Here is a 17,915-nt window from a genome sequence, read left to right as displayed (position 1 = left end):
AGCATAATAGAAAAAACGAGTAAAACTGCTTCATTCAGTTTTACTCGTTTTTTCTATTAAATCTGATAATCAAATAGTTTCTGTGAAATATTAAAAGATGGAAACTATAAAAAGAAGATTGCTACCAGGCAATGGATTATGAAAAATTAGCTATTAATGGGCATTTTTTTGCAGTAGAAATCATGGTTTATAAGGTGCCCAATCTATTGATTAGTACGTGTGGGGGATGACTCTGGTGCGCATTAGATGAGACTGTATCTAATTTATGTTTAGTTTTATTAACTCACACCATTCACAAGATTTTCACATAATTAATGACTATACTTATTAACAGGATATTCAAATGAAAATGATTATCAATAGCAATTTAGATGCATAAAGGTTACTATCTAATTTAATCTATGGACGTTATCATTTTCGAACTAAATTACATTATAAGGAGTATACGTATGAAAAAAACTATGCTTTTAAAATTAGTAAGTATTTTAGCAATTTTCACTTTAATGTTAGTAGCTTGCTCAGATTCAAGTAAGGAAACTTCGAAAGCTAATAAAGGTGATAGTAGTGATAAGCCAAAAACAGTTGAAATCACTGATGCACATGGAACTGTTAAAGTCCCTGTAAATCCAAAAAATGTAGTTGCTTTGGATAATAGAACTTTTGAAACTTTAGCTGATTGGGGAATTAAATTAGCGGCTGCTCCAAAGGATGTAATGCCTGCAGATTCAGCATATGTAAAGGATAGTAAAGTTCAAAATATTGGAAATCACCGCGAACCAAATCTTGAAATTATTGCAGCGGCAAACCCTGAACTTGTAATCGTTGGTCAAAGATTTGCTGGCCATTACGAAGAGATCAAAAAATTAGTGCCAAATGCAGCTGTTATTGATCTTAATGTTGATGTTTCTGAGAAAGCTACTAAGCCTGGAGAAAACTTAGTAAAAGGACTTAAAGATTCTACAATTTCTTTAGGGAAAATCTTTGATAAAGATAAAGAAGCTAAAAAATTAGTAGCTGATTTTGATAAATCTATTGAAAATGTAAAATCTGCTTATAATGGAAAAGATAAAGTTATGAGTGTTATCGTTACTGGTGGGAATATTGGTTTTGCTGCTCCTCACTCTGGTCGCGTTTGGGGACCAATGTATGAGATTTTCGGTTGGACTCCAGCACTAGAAGTTGCCAATTCTACTGCAGGTCATAAAGGTGATGACGTTTCTGTTGAAGCTATTGCACAAACAAATCCTGATTGGCTTTTCGTATTAGATCGTGATGCTGCAACATCTGATGCTGCTACTTCAGCTCCTGCTCAGGATGTTATTTCTAAATCACCTGCTCTTCAAAACACAACTGCTGTTTCTAAAAAACAAATTGTTTATGCACCAGCAGATACTTACACAAATGAATCAATTGAGACTTATATAGAGTTGTTTGGAAATATTGCAAAAACTTTAGCTAAGTAGTGTAAAGGAGTACGAAACAGTGTCAAAAAATATGATTTCTAGGGTTGAGAATATTTCTCAACCCCAGTTTTATAATCACAATAAAATATGGACAAAACCTTTTATAATAGCGATTATGATTGTTATAATTTTAGGGATTATATCACTGTTTACTGGAGTTTATGATATACGTGGACAAGAGGACGGAATGGAGATGTTTTTCATAACTCGTGTTCCGAGAACAGTAGCATTAATGCTTACTGGAGCTGCAATGGCGATGGCAGGGCTCGTAATGCAACTCATTACACAGAATCGCTTTGTTGAACCTACTACAACGGGGACTATTGAATGGTCAGGCTTAGGCCTGCTTTTTGTATATTTATTATTTCCTGCCCCGACTTTAGTTCAAAGAATGACTGGTGCAATCATTTTTTCTTTTATAGGAACTATGATTTTCTTTCTATTTTTAAGAAGAGTTAAACTTCGTTCGTCTTTAATTGTCCCGATTATCGGATTGATGCTTGGAGCAGTTATTTCTGCAGTGTCTACTTTTTTGGGACTCCTTTTTCAAATGACGCAAAGTATTGAAACTTGGTTTGTAGGTTCATTTGCTAACATTCAGGTGGGAAGATATGAATATTTATGGCTGATTGTTATCATTACTTTGCTTATTTTTATGTATGCTAATAGATTGACTTTAGCTGGACTAGGAGAAGATGTCGCAACAAGCCTTGGAGTTAATTACAATAGAATTGTTCTTTTTGGGACTGGTCTTATCTCTGTTGCTGTTGGAATTGTTGCAGCTGTTATTGGAAACTTACCTTTCTTGGGATTAATTGTTCCAAATATTGTTTCAATGTTTAGAGGTGATGATCTTAGGAGTAATTTACCTTGGGTATGTGTGATCGGAATGGGGACAATAACTGCCTGTGACATCATTTCTCGAACAATTATAAAGCCTTTTGAAGTACCTGTTTCTTTAATACTTGCAACAGTGGGAGCAGTCGTGTTTATTACTATTTTATTGAGACAAAGAAAACCAAGGAGGCTACGATGATCACATTAGAATATAGAAATAAAGAAAATGTCGAAATCGATTCTAGCCTTCATAATGAAAGTAGATCAGCTAGTGCTTTTCGTTCTAAGAAGGAAGAAAGGCGTTATTGGATTTTACTGATAACATTGATTGCTTTAGGTCTCCTTTCTTCATATGGACTTTTAGTTTATAACAATCCAGTTCCGATAGATTCACCTTCTTTTATCCCAGTTGTTAAGAGAAGGATAGTAGCTATTGTTGCTATGATTATTGCTGCAGTTTGTCATAGTTTGTCGACAGTTGCTTTCCAATCTATTACGAATAATAAAATTATTACTCCTTCGCTTTTAGGTTTCGAATCACTTTATTCAGCAATTCAAACGAGTACAATATTCTTCTTTGGTGCTAGTGCATTGATAAATTTTAGTGGAATTGGATCATTTTTATTTCAAGTTGTTGTTATGGTCTTCATGAGTTTGATACTTTATGGATGGTTACTTTCCGGTAAATACGGGAATTTACAACTTATGCTTTTAGTTGGAATTATTATTGGTACCGGGCTAAATTCTGTGTCAACTTTCATGAGAAAACTACTTGCGCCTTCAGAGTTTGATATTTTACAAGCAAGGTTATTTGGTTCTGTTAATCATGCAGATCCTGCATATTTTCCTATTGTAATTCCTATGGTCATAATTGTAGCGGTATTAATTTTGGCTCATTCTAAGAATTTGAATGTTTTGTCACTAGGAAAGGATGTTGCTACTTCTTTTGGGGTTAAATATCAACCTAGTGTAATTTATACGCTTGTATTAGTAGCTATTTTAATGTCCATCTCAACAGCTCTAATTGGGCCACTTACTTTCTACGGCTTTTTAGTAGCAACTTTGAGTTATCAGGCGGCGTCAACTTATGATCATAGATATATTTTTCCAATGGCTTTTGCTATAGGATTTTTGATAATGACGAGTGCATACTTTTTAATGTATCATGTATTCCATGCTCAAGGTGTAGTTTCAGTTATTATCGAATTATTTGGTGGAATAATATTCTTAACTATAGTTTTAAGGAAGAGGGCTTTATGATAAAAATTGATAACGTTAAAAAGTTCTATACTGATAAGGTGAAAATAGGACCTTTAGATATTGAAATACCAAAAGCGGGCTTTACTTCTTTAATTGGACCAAATGGAGCTGGAAAGTCAACGACACTTTTGATGATTGGAAGACTCTTAGATATGGATGAAGGTCAAATTCAGGTAGCGAATATGGATGTTTCTGAATCCAAATCAAAAGACTTAGCAAAAGTTTTGACTATATTGCGACAAGAAAATCATTTTGTAACGAGGCTTACTGTTAGACAACTAGTTGGATTTGGGCGCTTTCCTTATTCAAAGGGAAGGTTAACTAAAGAGGATGAATCTATTATTTCTAAATATATCGATTTCTTGGATTTAACTAATTTAGAGAATAGATATTTAGATGAGCTTTCTGGTGGTCAAAGGCAAAGAGCATATGTAGCGATGGTATTGTGCCAAGAGACTGAATATGTACTTTTGGACGAGCCTCTGAACAACCTTGATGTTGCTCGTTCTGTTCAAATGATGGAGCATTTGAGACGTGCAGCTAATGAATTCGGAAGAACAATTTTGACTGTTATGCATGACATAAATTTTGCTGCTAAATACTCTGACAAAATTTGTGCTATGAAAGATGGACAAATTGCTGCTTTCGGAACAGTAGAAGAGGTTATGGACCCGGAAATTTTGACAGATATTTTTGAAACAAAAATAGAAATTATCAAGGGTCCTTATGGGCCAATCGCTGTTTATTAGTTACAAAATGTAAAAAAGAAGCAGCTCAAAAATGAGTATGCCAAAAAAACTAATAGAAAATCAAATTGTATACTGTAGCTTACGTAAATCATAACAGCTACTCTAGTTGAAGTTGCTGTCTGTATTTTATAGGCAGCAGCTTTTTTTTATGCGATTTCCCATGATAACTCTTAATGTTTCTGGCTGCTCGCAACAGTCCTACAGGTATTTCATTACTTCCAGTTCTGCGAAGCTTTGAACGCTCGGATGGTGACTATAGGGGAATCATTATCTTCTGACCTGGTTATCGCTCACAATCTAACACAATTGTGTTAGACAAAGTAGGCTTCGTCCGTTCTCATATAAGAAGTTGTGATGTAACTGATTGTAATAATCTAATAATGTTCAGAATATAAGGTTGTATTTATAAAAAAATACGACTCGAAAGGCTTCGTTCATAGTAAATCCCCCCACACTTATTTATACAGCATGTTATTTGTACTGTACCGTTATTATATAAAGTGCAAGTATGTGGAAGTAATAACGTCATGAAACGATTTTGACGTATATAGTTTCATGGTGTAAAAAGTAAAAATTGGTATGGTAACAATAATCAAAAAGAGAAATATGAATATTATCTTTTTAATTCACTATTAAATCCATCTAATTCTTCTTTTTATAATTAAGTATATAAATACTTTACTCTTTCCAAAACTGTTCTAGCAGAATAACGATCATAGTACCCACAAGTAATCCATTACTTAAAACATATTGTAAGGAAGAAGGAATTCCGCGAAATGCACTTTCTGGAAGAAACATTATTCCCAAACTGATTAATAGTGAAATTCCTAATATAGTTAATCGGCGTTGATTTAATTCTTCACGTAAAATGGATTGAAATGAAATGCCTATTACTTGGACAAATGTTGCTAAAAGTGCGGCATTAGCAATAGGACCTGGTAGCAAGGATATAAAGCTTACAATTGAGGGAATAAAAGAAATTCCTGCTAATATGAGACTTGCTATAAGGAACGACTTCACTTTTCTTTGTCCTGTTAGTTGAATAAATCCTGCTGATGCAGGTAACGGTACAATTCCAATTGTAGAGAACAACGACGAGATAATATGTGATATACCTCCGGCCCACACGCCGCGGTTCAGTATTTGCTTTTCATTTTCTTTAGATAACGGAGCCACTTGTTTTACAGCCGAAATAGCAGCGATTGTATTTGCAACTAAAAGAAATGTAAATAAAGTTGCAGTTAGAGTCATTCCAATATCGAATCTAGGCATGCCCCAAGCGAATATCTCTGGTAACTTAACTAACGGTGTGTGTGAAGGCATATGAGATGATTTTCCTAATACAGCATACAAAAGCCAACCAAATGAAATGCCAAGTAACACAGCGTAACTTTTCATCCATCCTTTCCCTTTAATTGATAAGAAGGTAATCATGGCAAAAACAAAGAGTGCAATAGTAGCTGTTGTATAATCAGGATGAGTTGCGGCCCCTTGTAACCCCATCATTCCTTTTAGTAACACACCACTAAGCTGAAGAGATAATATTAAAAGAAAAGTGCCTGTAACCAAGGGTGTAAATAAACGTAGAATTCGATGTACAAGCCCTGTTATACCAAGGACGAAGAGTAATATACCTGCAATAATTAATCCGCCTTCTAAAAGTTGTAATACATCCTTTGCACTTTGTCCCTGATGCATAGCGACTTGTCCCAATATGACAAATATACTTACCCATGAACCGGCTGGCCCATCCGCTATGGGATAGCGATGCCCAAACCATGCTTGTATAAATGAACTTACTCCCACGACTAAAAAAGTTCGCTGCATTAATGTTGAAATATCTTCTATTGATAAATGGAATATGCCACCAATAATGATAGGCAATGCAATTGCATTTGCTAATAAAAACACAAACCACTGTAGAATACTAAAGCTCGTATCAAAGTATTTTTTATTCATATTAGTCTCCTTTGCCGAAAAAGAATTTCATAGTAAAAATCCACCCTTTCTGCACAGTTAGATTAAAAAGGATGGACTTTTAGGTCTATAAAATCATTTTAATTATATAGATAGATTTTTAACTAATTACCATGTACGGAACGGTAAGAATTTCCCGTTAAGTGTAATAACGATACGAGGATCGCCACCTTTTGGATCTTCTTGTGTATCCACACCTAGATTGAAGTTAATTGCACTCATTACACCTTCGCCAGCTTTTTCTAAGATTAATTCTCTAAGAGTTGGTGCGTATTGTAACATCATTTCATATAATCGATATAAGATTGGGGCAGTAGGAGGCATTTGCATTACTTGACCTCGAAGTGGAACTACTGTTAATGCCTGAACTACTTCTTCATCTAATTCTAATAGTTTACCAATTTTTTCTGCTTCCGGACGTGTCATTGTAGCTTGTCCTAATAATGCTGTTACAACCCAAGTCTCAGAGTTTTCACTTACTTTTGAAATTTCTTCCCATGTTAAACCTTTTGCGATTTTTGCTTCCATAATTTTTTGCGTAGCTTCTTGTCTATTCATATCTAATAACTTCCCTTCATTTAAGTAATAATTAATGTTCCATACCATTTAATTTTTTATATCCATCAACTACTAAATCTAATTTACCTGTGTGAGGATCAATAACTAGACCATGTACAGGAACATCTTTTGGAATAAGTGGATGATTTCTTACTAAATCAACATTAGCTTGAGTTGAATCGCAGACATCATCGAATCCAAATAACCATTTTTCAAGGTCAACACCAGCATATTCAATTGCTGATAAAATTTCTGGTGAAGCTACTCCACGATCTAATATTTTTTGAAGTGTTCCTTTTGGATTAGTTTGGCTTGCGCCACATCTATGGTGTCCGATAAGAAAGATTTCATCTGCATTTAGATCATATACTGATGCTACAACACTTTGCATAACGCTATCGAAAGGAGAAGCAATTTTACCACCTGCATTTCTGATAACTTTTGCATCACCATCGTGTATATCTAAAGCTTTTGGAAGTAGCTCAATTAAACGAGCATCCATGCAAGAAACAACAACCATACGTTTTTTAGGCATTTTTGTCGCTTCACAAGGAGCGTATTCCTTATTTTCTACAAATTGTTCATTGAACGATAGGATTTCTTGTAATAACATATTTGTAACCTCCTTTAAATCTAGATGTATTTTTTGTTGCGTCCTCTATGTTATAAGTGAATATAACTGATAGATAATGTGATGTAAGAGGATAAACTAAGTATAGTGAATTGTATCGATAAGCAGAATAAGCTGGCGAAACACTTTCTGGCTTTCTACTTTCACGGTGAAAGGATTGGTTTATATCATTGATCAAACAGATTTTGAGATACTAAAATTATTAGGAGAAAACTCAAGAATACAATGGAAAGAACTTGGTCAGAAAATACATATGACGGGGCAGGCTGTAGGAAATCGAATTCGAAGGTTAGAGGATTTAGGGATTATTGAGCAATACACAATCGCAATAAACCGAATCAAATTAGGACAAGTAGTGACTGCGTTTGTTACTTTGTTCGTAACAACAGCTAACCATCAAGAGTTTATGAATTTCTTTCAAGGGGAAGAAGGGATTTCTGAAGTACACCGTATAAGTGGTGATGGATGTTATTTATTAAAAACACATTTTTCTTCCAATGAAGAGTTGGATAACTTTCTAGGACGACTATTAAAGTATGGGAATTACCGTGTTAACCTATCAATAGGGAAGTTAAAATAAACTTTCTGCAAGTTTATGGTTCTTTTTGCTTGTGGCTAAGACATGGTTCGAAAAATAAAAGGAGTATCCCTTATTAAATAAGAGATACTCCTTTTATTTGTTTTTAATAATTATTTATTATTTTACATCTGATTTTTCTTTTTTCATTAATTTTGCTTTTGACTAGTGAAGGGAACTTTTTTAACATTAAAACCCCTGCGCTGTATGCAACAGGGATTCTATTATTACTTATCTGACGGTATGATCCTATTTCATTTTATAGCTTATTTAGAAGAATCATGTACAGGTTTTGATTTAGTGTCCTCAGGCATTTCAAAGGTTTGATTATGGTTAGATTTCACATCTTCGTTAGGAATTGCTGGCACTGCGTCTTCAGGTGAATTATGGATTGGCGAAGAAGTTGTTGTTCCATCTACACTTGTTGTAACTGACATTGGTTGATTTTGATCAATTTTTGTACCTCTGTCCATCTTTTTTGCGGATTCTTTTTCACTTTTATTTGTTTGTTTCCATTCTATTTTTTTATTCGATTCTAGTTTGTTCGTTTTCATATCTTCTGTATCTACTGCACCACCCGCTAATAATCCTGTACTTAAAAGTGTTCCTGCTAATAATGTTTTAAACATTTTCCATTACCTCCTTGTTTAAGATTACATTTAGCATAAAACAAGTATCTGGAGTTTATTTGGAGTTCATCTAGATTTTATGTAAGTTTTGCATGTAGGGGCACCATACGAAAAAAGAAAATTGTGCGTTTGGACAAAAAGTAGCCGATTCCCTGTATGTTAAGGAACCGGCTACTTTCTATACTACCTTTTTATGTTTATGAAATTAAAAATGATAGAGTAGAAATCATGTATGAAATAAATGTAAGTAACACAAGGAAGAATATAAGCATGGTATTGGATACACATCGTTCTATTCTTTTTTTCATTTAAATTTACTTTATTTTTTCAATTTGGTAGGATCAATTTGAAGTTGACCTTTCCAAGAACCAGATAATTTTCCAATCCTGCTTATATTTACATCTAATGTAAGGGGTTGTTTGAAAGAATCTTTCCCTTCAGGACCTTCGATAAATGTAATGACACCTTCTGGTCTATCCTTAAAACGAATACCTATATGATTTAATTCTTCACCGGATGCTTTTAGTTCGAATGGTCCACCATTTGCTCCTTGAATAAATGCTAATTGTCCGAAGTACCCATTTTTCTTATACTCTGGGTTTTTTTCTTGTTGACCATTTACTTTGCCGTCATCTTCAAGTTGTAACCCCGTTGTATCAAATTCAAACGGTACTACATTTCCATTTTCTTTTTCAATTTTGTAATGAACGGATATACGTGCATCCGCTACATATAATTCTTTCAGATGTACTGTAACACCTTGATCTGTAATCTTTTCATCAAGAGGAATAAATTGCCCTTTTGTAACGTCTCTTCCTTCATCAATAATCGTATCATTTGAAATTGCATTGGAAAAATAAGAGGCAACATCTGTAGCTGCCACTCGAACTTGTGGAATCATGGCTGTTGAAAAAAGCCCTGCTACCGCTACTGCTATATACATGAAACGTTTTGATTTTTTATTCATATTTGTAAATAATCCCTTCTTCTGTTCAGGTTTTTGATTGATATAAGAAACATCTTCTAATTTTGCGCGATTTTCAAATGTTTTCCACGCTTGGTCTACATCAATTTTGATTTCCTTTGATGAATGTACTATTTCTTCCTCTAACATGACATTTTCCCATTGATTTAATTTGCTAATTTCTAGTAATAAGTCTTGGCATGCGTTACACGTATCTAAATGTTTTGTGAATTCTTTTCTTGTCTCATAAGGTAATTCCCCATCCATATATGCTTGAATAAATCCCACATCATAACAATTCATTTATTACGCCTCCTCTAACTGTTTATAAATCTTACGAAACTTTTGTTTGGCTCGGACTAATAATGTTCCAATAGAAGATATGTCAATTTGAAGCACTTCTGCAATTTCCTTATATTGAAAGTCAGAAAACTTCATTAATAAAATGGTTCGATCCCGTTCATCCATGTTACTGAGTACCATTTGTACCTTTGTAATTTCTTCTTGTCTAATCCAGTCATCATCTAATGATGAAATATGTTGTACTTCATGATATTGTATGGTTTTATCTACTCTCGCCTGATGTCGTTTTTCAGATCGCAGATATTTATACGCTACATAAGTAGAAGATTTTATTAGCCATCCAGGTAAGTGTTCAATTCTCTTCCAATCGTTGCGATATAGCTGTAAAAAGACTTCTTGGGCTAATTCTTCAGCGATAGTCTGATTTTTGACAATCCATACGATCTGTTTCACAACGTAAACATAGTTTTGTTTAAACAAATCTTCAAATGTCACATCCGAAAAAGGCCTGTCTTCCTTTTTTATTTTTAACATGTCAGTTAAAACCTCACTCTCATTTGATGCCTGTATTATAGAGAACCCGGAATAACGAGTTTTGTGACAAAATTTTTTATTTTTTTATTATGTATGAAAAAAACATCCATCTTTCAATCAGATGAATGCAAAAATTAAAATCATTTTGGTTTCTTAGATTATTTGTGGAGTTTAAACCAAAAAACAAAGGCCGAAAATATGATTTAACCCCTCTGCAATTATAATTTTGCTATAATGAGTACGTATTAATATGAAGGGGAGTTTTAAAAGAGAATGAAATCATTTAATATCGATCATTTTATTGCGAGTGTTTTACAATGGATATTAAATATAGCTCTAATTATATTATCCATTGTTTTATCTATCTTTTTAATTAATGAGACAATCACGTTTATTCAATACATATTTTCAGCGAAGAAATACACACCGTATAAATTAGTTGAAAGCATCATTGTCTACTTCTTATACTTCGAGTTTATCGCATTAATTATTAAGTATTTTAAATCGAATTATCATTTTCCATTACGGTATTTTATTTATATCGGGATTACGGCTTTAATTCGATTAATTATCGTGTCTCACGATGAACCGATGGAGACGTTGTTATATGCAGGGTCTATTCTTGTTTTAGTCATTGCTTTATACATATCCAATATGAGGGATTTGAAGAAAGAGTAGTAGTGCAGACTTTTGTTTGCACTATTTTTACATCTTGACCTTCAAGTTACTTGAAAGTTTACAATGTAAGTAGGGCGTTTGAAATCTAAAAAAAATGAGAAATTAAGTGAAGAGGTTATTTTACTTGGAGGTTATAGAAATGAGTAAGGAATTGAAATTACGTCCTTTAGAACGAGAAGATTTAAAGTTTGTACACGAACTTAATAATAACGCGCATATTATGTCGTATTGGTTTGAAGAACCGTATGAGGCATTTGTGGAGCTACAGGATTTATACGATAAACATATACATGATCAAAGTGAGCGCCGATTTATCGTTGAGAAAGATAATGAGATGGTTGGATTGGTCGAATTAGTAGAAATCGATTATATTCACCGTAGAACTGAATTCCAAATTATTATTGATCCGAGTTACCAAGGTTACGGTTATGCAGCTGATGCAACGCGTTTAGCAATGGATTACGCTTTTTCCGTATTAAATATGCATAAAATATATTTAGTTGTCGATAAAGAGAATGAAAAAGCTGTACACGTTTATAAAAAGGTCGGATTTATAGTAGAAGGTGAGTTGCAAGATGAGTTCTTCGTTGATGGCAACTACCATAATGCGATAAGAATGTGTATGTTCCAAAAAGAATATTTTAGAGTAAAAAGACTATAGACAATGATTGTCTATAGTCTTTTTGTTATTTAAAACAACAACTATTTATCGTAAAACGATAAATAGTTGTTGACCTATAATGCGGTGGGGCTTATTATGAGGATAGCAAAAGGAATGCAGAAAAATTAATTGTGAAATTAAAGGAGAATATATTATGAAAAATAAATTTTTATTAGCTATCGTACTAATATCGTTAGGAGTTACCTGTTTATTAATGCACGGTACAACTAGTAAAGTAGCGGATAATGGGCTTCTTGTAGAACCTTTCTTTTTCCTAGTACCAGTAAGCTACCTATTGTTCTTTAGTGGTATTGGTGTGTTGCTATTTGGATTTATCACTTCAAAGTTGAAAAAACAGCAATAGATAAATGCTGTTAGTTCAGGAGGGGATTTTTGTGAAACAAAAAGAATTGTCATTATGGTTAAAGTTAATTATCATTCTTTGCGGATGTTTTGGTTTATTGTTCTGCATATATATTGGGCCAGAAACGGGAAGAGCGGTATTGTTAGTTTCAGAAAATTTGAAGGGACTATATAAGCCATTCGTACTGTTCATTTGGATCACAGGAATTCCATTTTTTAGCGCTTTATTTTTAGGATGGAAAATATGTTCAGAGATTGCTTCAGACAAATCCTTTACTGTGAAAAATGCGAATCGATTAAAGAGGATTAGTATTTTATCTATGACTGAAGGTGTTTTATATATCGGAGCATTACTATATATTTTCACAGCTGGAAGTTATCATACGAGCATTTTAGTTATTCTATTACTTATTTTATTCTTCTCAGTCGTTATATCGATTTTTACTTCCTTGCTTTCTCATTTAATTAGAAAAGCAAGTGAAATAAAAGATGATAACGACTTAACGATTTGAGGTGCTCTGTTATGACGATTGTAGTAAATCTCGATGTAATGTTAGCGAAAAGAAAAATGAGTGTGACAGAGTTATCCGAGAAATTAGGAATTACAATGGCGAATGTCTCGATATTAAAAAATGGAAAAGCAAAAGCAATTAAATTCTCAACTTTAGAGAAGATATGTGAAGCTTTAGAGTGTCAGCCAGGTGACATTTTAGAGTATAAAAAGGAGGAATTATGATGAAGAAAAAATATTTATTAGCTTCTAGTCCGGTATTTTTAGGCGTGTTATGTATACTTATGTTTAATATAATTGGTTCCGAAGTGAAGCCAGATGGAACTTTAGTCGAACCATTTTTCTTAATTCCATTAGCTTATTTATTTGTTTTTACTGGAATTATTGTGATTTTATTCGTGGCTGTTTTCTCGATGTTTCGAAAAAAGCAAGCGCGATAAAGTGAAACTATAATCAGTGGGGATTTTGTTCATCCCCCACTGATTATTAGCCTTCACCAATCGGGCGTTTACTGCCCGCAAATAGCGGGATAAAACACTTACTATGAAATAGAGACATATGATATGGAAGAAAAATAAAAAGTGAGCTGAATAATGATGAACCATTATTTTCACCTTGGAAGACAAGTAGGGCCAGCTATTACATTGGCCGGGGCACAGATGACAGTTCAGGCAGTGCATCAGGCTATTCAAATGCAACAACAAGCACAGGTAGCGCAAATGATGCAGAGTCAGTATATGCCGTATTCACAGCTTCCTGTGCAAATTGTACATTATGATGTGTATCCAGCTGGTTTATTTTCAATTCCGTATGGCGGGACATACTTTTTATGAAAGAAAGCGACCGGTAAAAGAGTCGCTTTTTTATATGCTACCTAACTTCATCCCGAGGAATGCGAAGATGATACCAATCATATAAGTCGCGCTTAAATATAAAAATAGTATGCCAAATTTTTTGCGGTTGAAAAGCTGAACGGATTCTAATTTAAACGTTGAAAATGTAGTGAAGGCGCCCATAAACCCTGTGCCTAATAATAATTGCCAACTTGTAGTTATCCCTTTGCCAATTATATATCCGAGTAAAAATGCTCCCGTTATATTAATGAGGAATGTAGCAATCGGAAATGAAGTTTTGTTTCTTTCTTTAAACCAATTACTAATTGCAAATCGTGTAATGGCACCGAAGAATCCTCCTGTTGCTACTAATAAAGCGTTAATCATGATATTTCACCTTCCTCAAGGTGTTTTTGTAGTAAAAAATCTCCAAGTTTATAGCCAAGACCAGACATAATTAGGCCGCCTAGCATACTGCATGATACATATAAAAATGCGATACTAAAATGTGAATGATTGATTAACTGTACAGTTTCTACACTGAATGTTGAAAACGTCGTAAATGAACCGATAAATCCGGTTCCAATCCCGGTAATAACTTCGGAGGGTAAGATGTTTAACCGAGCGATATAGGTGGTTAGCAGAGCAAGTAAGAAACAACCAATTAAGTTAATCGTTAATGTAGCGAGTGGTAATGAATGATGCCAAAGCGTATCAATAGTAAAACCTAAATAATAACGGGAAAGAGCTCCTAATATACCAGCTATGCCAACAATAATATATTTCAACTTCTTCACCTCTCTAATAGTGTACTCAAAAAAAATAGACTCCTACCAGTAGTCATACTGGTAGGAGTCATTAGCTAATTCGCATTTACGGCGAACTCCATCGCCTATAAGTTCTATTTATAGTGTACTAAATATTATTTTGGATTACCAATAAATATGTTAACGAAAAGTAGGATCGGTATATTCTTTGAAGTTGCAATTTCTCTGTTGTGGATTGTAATTGCTTTACAGTCTTGTCTTCTGAAATGTTATGATTGAATTTCAAGACAATTGCAGTGAGGGGTACAACGATTATTTGTTAGCTAAATATAATGATATGAAGTTTTCTTTATGGTAAAATATTTCTTGTGTCTTTAATCCATCTTCATTTAACTGAAAATACAGAAAATAAAATGTTATTTTACAAAAAAGGGGTCATGTGTTTTGAAGAAATTTTTAAAAATAGTATTAATATTTATTTTAATAGTAGTTGGTATTCTAGGTGGTTTTCTAGCGTATATGACACTTACAAAAGAACAACCAGCGAATGTTTTAGACGTAAAGATTGAAAATAATAAAGAGCGTGTACTGCAGCAAGGAAATGAATTTAAAGTTACAACATTTAATATTGGGTATGCTGGATTAGATAAGGATCAAGACTTCTTTATGGACGGTGGAAAAGGTTCTGGTTCGAGTAGTAAAGAACAGACTGAAATAAACTTAAAAAATATGCTTTCATTTTTACAAAATGAGAATAGCGATTTTACATTGTTACAAGAAGTTGATATAAAATCCCACCGATCATTTGATGTAAATGAGCATGAGTTTTTGAAAAAAGGATTATCTGATTATGCTTCGTCATTTGGGAAGAACTACGATACTAAGTGGGTTCCTGTCCCAGTCACAAAACCGCTGGGATATGCTGAGGGCGGATTAAGTACATTTTCTAAATATACAGTTCAAACAGCAACGCGGTTCCAACTACCCGGAATGGAGCCTTGGCCGAAGCGTTTATTCGATTTAGATCGAGCGATTGTTGAACATAAAATCCCTGTTAATAATGGGAAGTATGTTAGGCTCGTAAATGTACATTTATCTGCTTATGATGAGGGCGGAAAAATTAGAAAGCAACAAGCAGAGTATTTAAAAGAATATATGAACAAGTGGTATCAAAATGGTGATTACGTCATATTAGGCGGAGATTGGAACCAGTTACTTTCTAATGTTCAATTAAGTGATCCTAAGTTTGTGAAAGAGCGTCCTGAATGGCTAGTAGAGTTACCAAAGGACTTTGCGGACGGAGGATTTCAATGGGCTGTAGATCCATCTGTTATGACGGTAAGGGATGATGTGAAGAAATATGTGGAAGATGAAAACTTTGTCACTATTATTGATGGATTTATGGTTTCACCGAATGTTGAAATTGTAAATGTACAAGGGACAGACTTAAAGTTTGAAAATAGTGATCATAACCCAGTTAGTGCGGTATTTAAATTGAAATAATTGATGCGCGGGGCTTCATAGAATATCACCTAAAAAGAGCACAATAATGTGCCCTTTTTATACTTGGTAGGAATTTAATTGCTTTTCTCCGCGTTTTCTGCCAAGCTTAAGGAGAAAAATACTTCGAAGAAAGAAATATATAGGTGACGCATATGATTGAAGTTAAGACTTCTGAACTTAGTGATGGAGAATTTAATAGAGGTGTATTTGCAACTCGTGATATTAAAAAGGGTGAGTTGATACACTCAGCACCAGTTATCTCTTATCCGAATGAACAGCATGAACACATTGAGAAAACGTTACTTGCTGACTACGCATTTGAGTATGGGGTAAATCATACGGCATTCCTTTTAGGATACGGCATGTTATTTAATCATGCATATAATCCGAATGCAACGTATGATATTGTCTTTGAGAATCATACGTTTAACTTCTTTGCTTACAAAGATATAAAAGCGGGCGAAGAGATTCTAATCAATTATAATGGTGAAGTTGATGACGATGAGCTATTATGGTTTGATAAGGAAAAAGAAGAGAACGAAAAATAATTTAAAGAGTATAGAAAGGGCACATTCTGTGGGATGTGCTCTTTTTTTATTGTTGAAAATAAAGTAAAAATTACAAAAAAATACCACTTTTCTTTCGTATGGTATAGTAAGATATTGAAGGGTATTGCTTTGAAAAACCTATATATTTTACAAATTGTTGTCTATATGGTTACATGTCAAGTTTAGTAGCCCATTTGGGTTGCTTTATTATGCGATATATATTTTAATATGAGTGGAACCTCTTATAATTTAAGAGGTTTATAGGTGTGCTTTATGTACACTTTATCCACCACTTGGGCTTTTTATTTGTAGCGCATTGTTATGTGGGGATATTATGGGCCCGTGGATAGCGGGATAAAAAGATTATAGAAATAGAGGAATCGTAAAATGAATATGCACGAGGTTTATAAATATTTAAGTACAGTATTGCCTGAAGGTCATGTGAAGCAAGATGAAATGTTAAAGAATCATACGCATATTAAAGTTGGCGGAAAAGCAGATGTGTTCGTTGCGCCTACAAATTATGTTGAAATTCAAGAAGTTATCAAGTATGCGAATCAACACAATATTCCAGTTACGTTTTTAGGAAACGGTTCGAATGTCATTATTAAAGACGGTGGTCTTCGCGGGATTACAGTAAGTTTAATTCATATTACAGGTGTTACTGTAACGGGGACAACGATTGTTGCGGGGTGTGGTGCAGCGATTATTGATGTGTCACGAATTGCATTGGATCACAATTTAACAGGACTTGAGTTTGCTTGTGGTATTCCAGGTTCAGTTGGTGGAGCGTTATATATGAATGCTGGTGCATATGGCGGTGAAGTAGCTTATGTATTAACAGAAGCAGTTGTAATGACAGGTGATGGAGAGCTATGCACTTTAACGAAAGATGCATTTGAATTTGGATATCGTAAGAGTGTATTTGCGAACAATCATTACATTATTCTTGAAGCGAAGTTTGAACTTGAAGAAGGTGTGCGTGAAGAAATCAAAGAAAAAATGGATGATTTAACGTTTAAGCGTGAATCAAAACAACCGTTAGAGTATCCTTCATGTGGTAGTGTATTTAAGCGTCCACCAAATAATTTTGCGGGTAAGCTTATTCAAGAATCAGGACTGCAGGGTAAGCGAATTGGCGGAGTGGAAGTTTCTTTAAAACACGCTGGATTTATGGTGAATGTTGATAACGGAACTGCGCAAGATTACATTGATTTAATTCATTTCGTACAAAAGACAGTTGAAGAAAAATTCGGTGTGAAATTAGAGCGAGAAGTAAGGATTATTGGAGAAAATCTACAGTAACCTTTGAAGAAAAAAACGTATAAAAGTATGAATTATTTCGAAATAACATTTGGATATTGTTGACAATTTGTTTTCGATTCAATATAATGGCTAATAATTTAACAAATAAAATATACGTTGAAAGAGCCCAGTAGCAGTTTGTCACTGTTATCAAAGAGAGCTAGGGGTTGCTGGAACCTAGCACAAACAAACTTGTGAATTACACTCTGGAGTATCTTAGGTAATGCTAAGCGGAATAGCAATCGATATTATTGCTAAGAGTGG

The 17,915-nt window shown here is 34.0% G+C and carries 23 protein-coding genes, 1 riboswitch and 1 other annotated feature (1 of these 25 only partly in view); of the genes, 15 read left to right on the top strand and 8 right to left on the bottom strand.

The annotated features are described in order from the left end of the window. Positions 1-449: 449 nt before the first annotated feature. Genes MHI07_RS23975 through MHI07_RS23960 form a run of 4 tightly spaced genes read left to right on the top strand, consistent with a single transcriptional unit; the run spans position 450 to position 4,309 of the window. Positions 450-1,463, top strand: a complete 1,014-nt coding sequence (locus MHI07_RS23975; protein WP_078179430.1) for a siderophore ABC transporter substrate-binding protein — start codon at positions 450-452, stop codon at positions 1,461-1,463. Between the two features lie 19 nt (positions 1,464-1,482). Continuing rightward, positions 1,483-2,499, top strand: coding sequence for an ABC transporter permease (locus MHI07_RS23970; RefSeq protein WP_002159921.1), 1,017 nt, complete (start codon positions 1,483-1,485; stop codon positions 2,497-2,499). Then, complete coding sequence (locus MHI07_RS23965; protein ID WP_002159922.1) at positions 2,496-3,560, top strand: iron chelate uptake ABC transporter family permease subunit; 1,065 nt, start codon at positions 2,496-2,498, stop codon at positions 3,558-3,560. Before MHI07_RS23970 ends, MHI07_RS23965 begins: the two co-directional genes overlap by 4 nt. After that, complete coding sequence (locus tag MHI07_RS23960) at positions 3,557-4,309, top strand: iron ABC transporter ATP-binding protein (RefSeq protein WP_215580075.1); 753 nt, start codon at positions 3,557-3,559, stop codon at positions 4,307-4,309. The genes MHI07_RS23965 and MHI07_RS23960 overlap by 4 nt, the downstream gene beginning before the upstream one ends. A 678-nt stretch (positions 4,310-4,987) precedes the next feature. Here the strand turns inward: MHI07_RS23960 and MHI07_RS23955 are convergent. From MHI07_RS23955 to MHI07_RS23945, 3 genes are all read right to left on the bottom strand, one after another. Then, entirely contained in the window at positions 4,988-6,268 is a 1,281-nt protein-coding gene (locus MHI07_RS23955; RefSeq protein ID WP_215580073.1) for a purine/pyrimidine permease, read from the bottom strand. A 126-nt stretch (positions 6,269-6,394) separates the two neighbouring features. After that, positions 6,395-6,844 carry a cyanase gene (cynS, locus tag MHI07_RS23950; RefSeq protein WP_340826920.1) on the bottom strand — a complete coding sequence of 150 codons (450 nt, stop codon included), beginning with the start codon at positions 6,842-6,844 and terminating at the stop codon, positions 6,395-6,397. Between the two features lie 31 nt (positions 6,845-6,875). Continuing rightward, on the bottom strand, positions 6,876-7,457 hold the full coding sequence (locus tag MHI07_RS23945; protein ID WP_002198892.1) for a beta-class carbonic anhydrase: 582 nt from the start codon (positions 7,455-7,457) through the stop codon (positions 6,876-6,878). Positions 7,458-7,623: 166 nt separating this feature from the next. On the opposite strand from MHI07_RS23945, the gene MHI07_RS23940 reads away from it, so the two are divergent. Next, positions 7,624-8,055 (top strand): Lrp/AsnC family transcriptional regulator, encoded by a 432-nt coding sequence (locus MHI07_RS23940; protein ID WP_215580071.1) that lies wholly within the window; start codon positions 7,624-7,626, stop codon positions 8,053-8,055. 263 nt (positions 8,056-8,318) lie between these two features. On the opposite strand, the gene MHI07_RS23935 is transcribed toward MHI07_RS23940, so the two are convergent. The 3 genes from MHI07_RS23935 to MHI07_RS23925 all read right to left on the bottom strand — a co-directional run bounded on the left by MHI07_RS23935 (position 8,319) and on the right by MHI07_RS23925 (position 10,482). Further along, complete coding sequence (locus MHI07_RS23935; RefSeq protein ID WP_340826658.1) at positions 8,319-8,681, bottom strand: hypothetical protein; 363 nt, start codon at positions 8,679-8,681, stop codon at positions 8,319-8,321. 319 nt (positions 8,682-9,000) lie between these two features. After that, entirely contained in the window at positions 9,001-9,948 is a 948-nt protein-coding gene (locus MHI07_RS23930; protein ID WP_340826657.1) for a zf-HC2 domain-containing protein, read from the bottom strand. Positions 9,949-9,951: 3 nt separating this feature from the next. Further along, positions 9,952-10,482: an RNA polymerase sigma factor SigX gene (locus MHI07_RS23925; protein WP_215580067.1), complete on the bottom strand. Its 531-nt coding sequence runs from the start codon at positions 10,480-10,482 to the stop codon at positions 9,952-9,954. 273 nt (positions 10,483-10,755) lie between these two features. On the opposite strand from MHI07_RS23925, the gene psiE reads away from it, so the two are divergent. From psiE to MHI07_RS23890, 7 genes are all read left to right on the top strand, one after another. Continuing rightward, the gene (gene psiE, locus MHI07_RS23920) at positions 10,756-11,160 is read left to right on the top strand and encodes a phosphate-starvation-inducible protein PsiE (RefSeq protein ID WP_215554679.1); all 405 of its coding nucleotides are present in this window, start codon (positions 10,756-10,758) and stop codon (positions 11,158-11,160) included. A 139-nt stretch (positions 11,161-11,299) separates the two neighbouring features. Next, positions 11,300-11,821, top strand: coding sequence for a spermidine N1-acetyltransferase (speG, locus tag MHI07_RS23915; protein ID WP_002159930.1), 522 nt, complete (start codon positions 11,300-11,302; stop codon positions 11,819-11,821). Positions 11,822-11,975: 154 nt separating this feature from the next. Continuing rightward, a complete protein-coding gene (locus MHI07_RS23910; RefSeq protein ID WP_002159931.1) occupies positions 11,976-12,185 on the top strand; it encodes a DUF3955 domain-containing protein in 210 nt (69 codons plus the stop codon). A gap of 31 nt (positions 12,186-12,216) precedes the next feature. Continuing rightward, on the top strand, positions 12,217-12,696 hold the full coding sequence (locus MHI07_RS23905; RefSeq protein WP_215580065.1) for a DUF2975 domain-containing protein: 480 nt from the start codon (positions 12,217-12,219) through the stop codon (positions 12,694-12,696). 11 nt (positions 12,697-12,707) lie between these two features. Beyond that, on the top strand, positions 12,708-12,920 hold the full coding sequence (locus MHI07_RS23900) for a helix-turn-helix domain-containing protein (RefSeq protein ID WP_002112778.1): 213 nt from the start codon (positions 12,708-12,710) through the stop codon (positions 12,918-12,920). After that, positions 12,920-13,135: a DUF3955 domain-containing protein gene (locus MHI07_RS23895; protein WP_215580063.1), complete on the top strand. Its 216-nt coding sequence runs from the start codon at positions 12,920-12,922 to the stop codon at positions 13,133-13,135. The genes MHI07_RS23900 and MHI07_RS23895 overlap by 1 nt, the downstream gene beginning before the upstream one ends. 153 nt (positions 13,136-13,288) lie before the next feature. Then, on the top strand, positions 13,289-13,528 hold the full coding sequence (locus tag MHI07_RS23890; protein ID WP_002159934.1) for a DUF3947 family protein: 240 nt from the start codon (positions 13,289-13,291) through the stop codon (positions 13,526-13,528). A 30-nt stretch (positions 13,529-13,558) separates the two neighbouring features. On the opposite strand, the gene crcB (MHI07_RS23885) is transcribed toward MHI07_RS23890, so the two are convergent. Beyond that, positions 13,559-13,915 carry a fluoride efflux transporter CrcB gene (gene crcB / locus MHI07_RS23885; RefSeq protein WP_002159935.1) on the bottom strand — a complete coding sequence of 119 codons (357 nt, stop codon included), beginning with the start codon at positions 13,913-13,915 and terminating at the stop codon, positions 13,559-13,561. Continuing rightward, the gene (crcB, locus tag MHI07_RS23880; RefSeq protein WP_002159936.1) at positions 13,912-14,316 is read right to left on the bottom strand and encodes a fluoride efflux transporter CrcB; all 405 of its coding nucleotides are present in this window, start codon (positions 14,314-14,316) and stop codon (positions 13,912-13,914) included. The genes crcB (MHI07_RS23885) and crcB (MHI07_RS23880) overlap by 4 nt, the downstream gene beginning before the upstream one ends. 54 nt (positions 14,317-14,370) lie before the next feature. Beyond that, positions 14,371-14,430, bottom strand: a riboswitch (Fluoride riboswitch). A gap of 309 nt (positions 14,431-14,739) precedes the next feature. On the opposite strand from crcB (MHI07_RS23880), the gene MHI07_RS23875 reads away from it, so the two are divergent. The 3 genes from MHI07_RS23875 (at position 14,740) to murB (ending at position 17,651) form a co-directional block, all read left to right on the top strand. Continuing rightward, on the top strand, positions 14,740-15,798 hold the full coding sequence (locus MHI07_RS23875; protein WP_215580061.1) for an endonuclease/exonuclease/phosphatase family protein: 1,059 nt from the start codon (positions 14,740-14,742) through the stop codon (positions 15,796-15,798). A 152-nt stretch (positions 15,799-15,950) separates the two neighbouring features. Continuing rightward, positions 15,951-16,346 (top strand): SET domain-containing protein, encoded by a 396-nt coding sequence (locus tag MHI07_RS23870; protein ID WP_000573650.1) that lies wholly within the window; start codon positions 15,951-15,953, stop codon positions 16,344-16,346. Between the two features lie 387 nt (positions 16,347-16,733). Further along, entirely contained in the window at positions 16,734-17,651 is a 918-nt protein-coding gene (gene murB / locus MHI07_RS23865) for a UDP-N-acetylmuramate dehydrogenase (protein WP_131229919.1), read from the top strand. A 108-nt stretch (positions 17,652-17,759) separates the two neighbouring features. Next, positions 17,760-17,915, top strand: a binding site (T-box leader); it runs 61 nt beyond the window's last position.

Source organism: Bacillus sp. FSL H8-0545, assembly GCF_038006105.1.
GTDB classification, from domain to species: Bacteria; Bacillota; Bacilli; order Bacillales; family Bacillaceae_G; genus Bacillus_A; species Bacillus_A cereus_U.
This window is presented reverse-complemented; position numbering and strand designations above follow the sequence as displayed.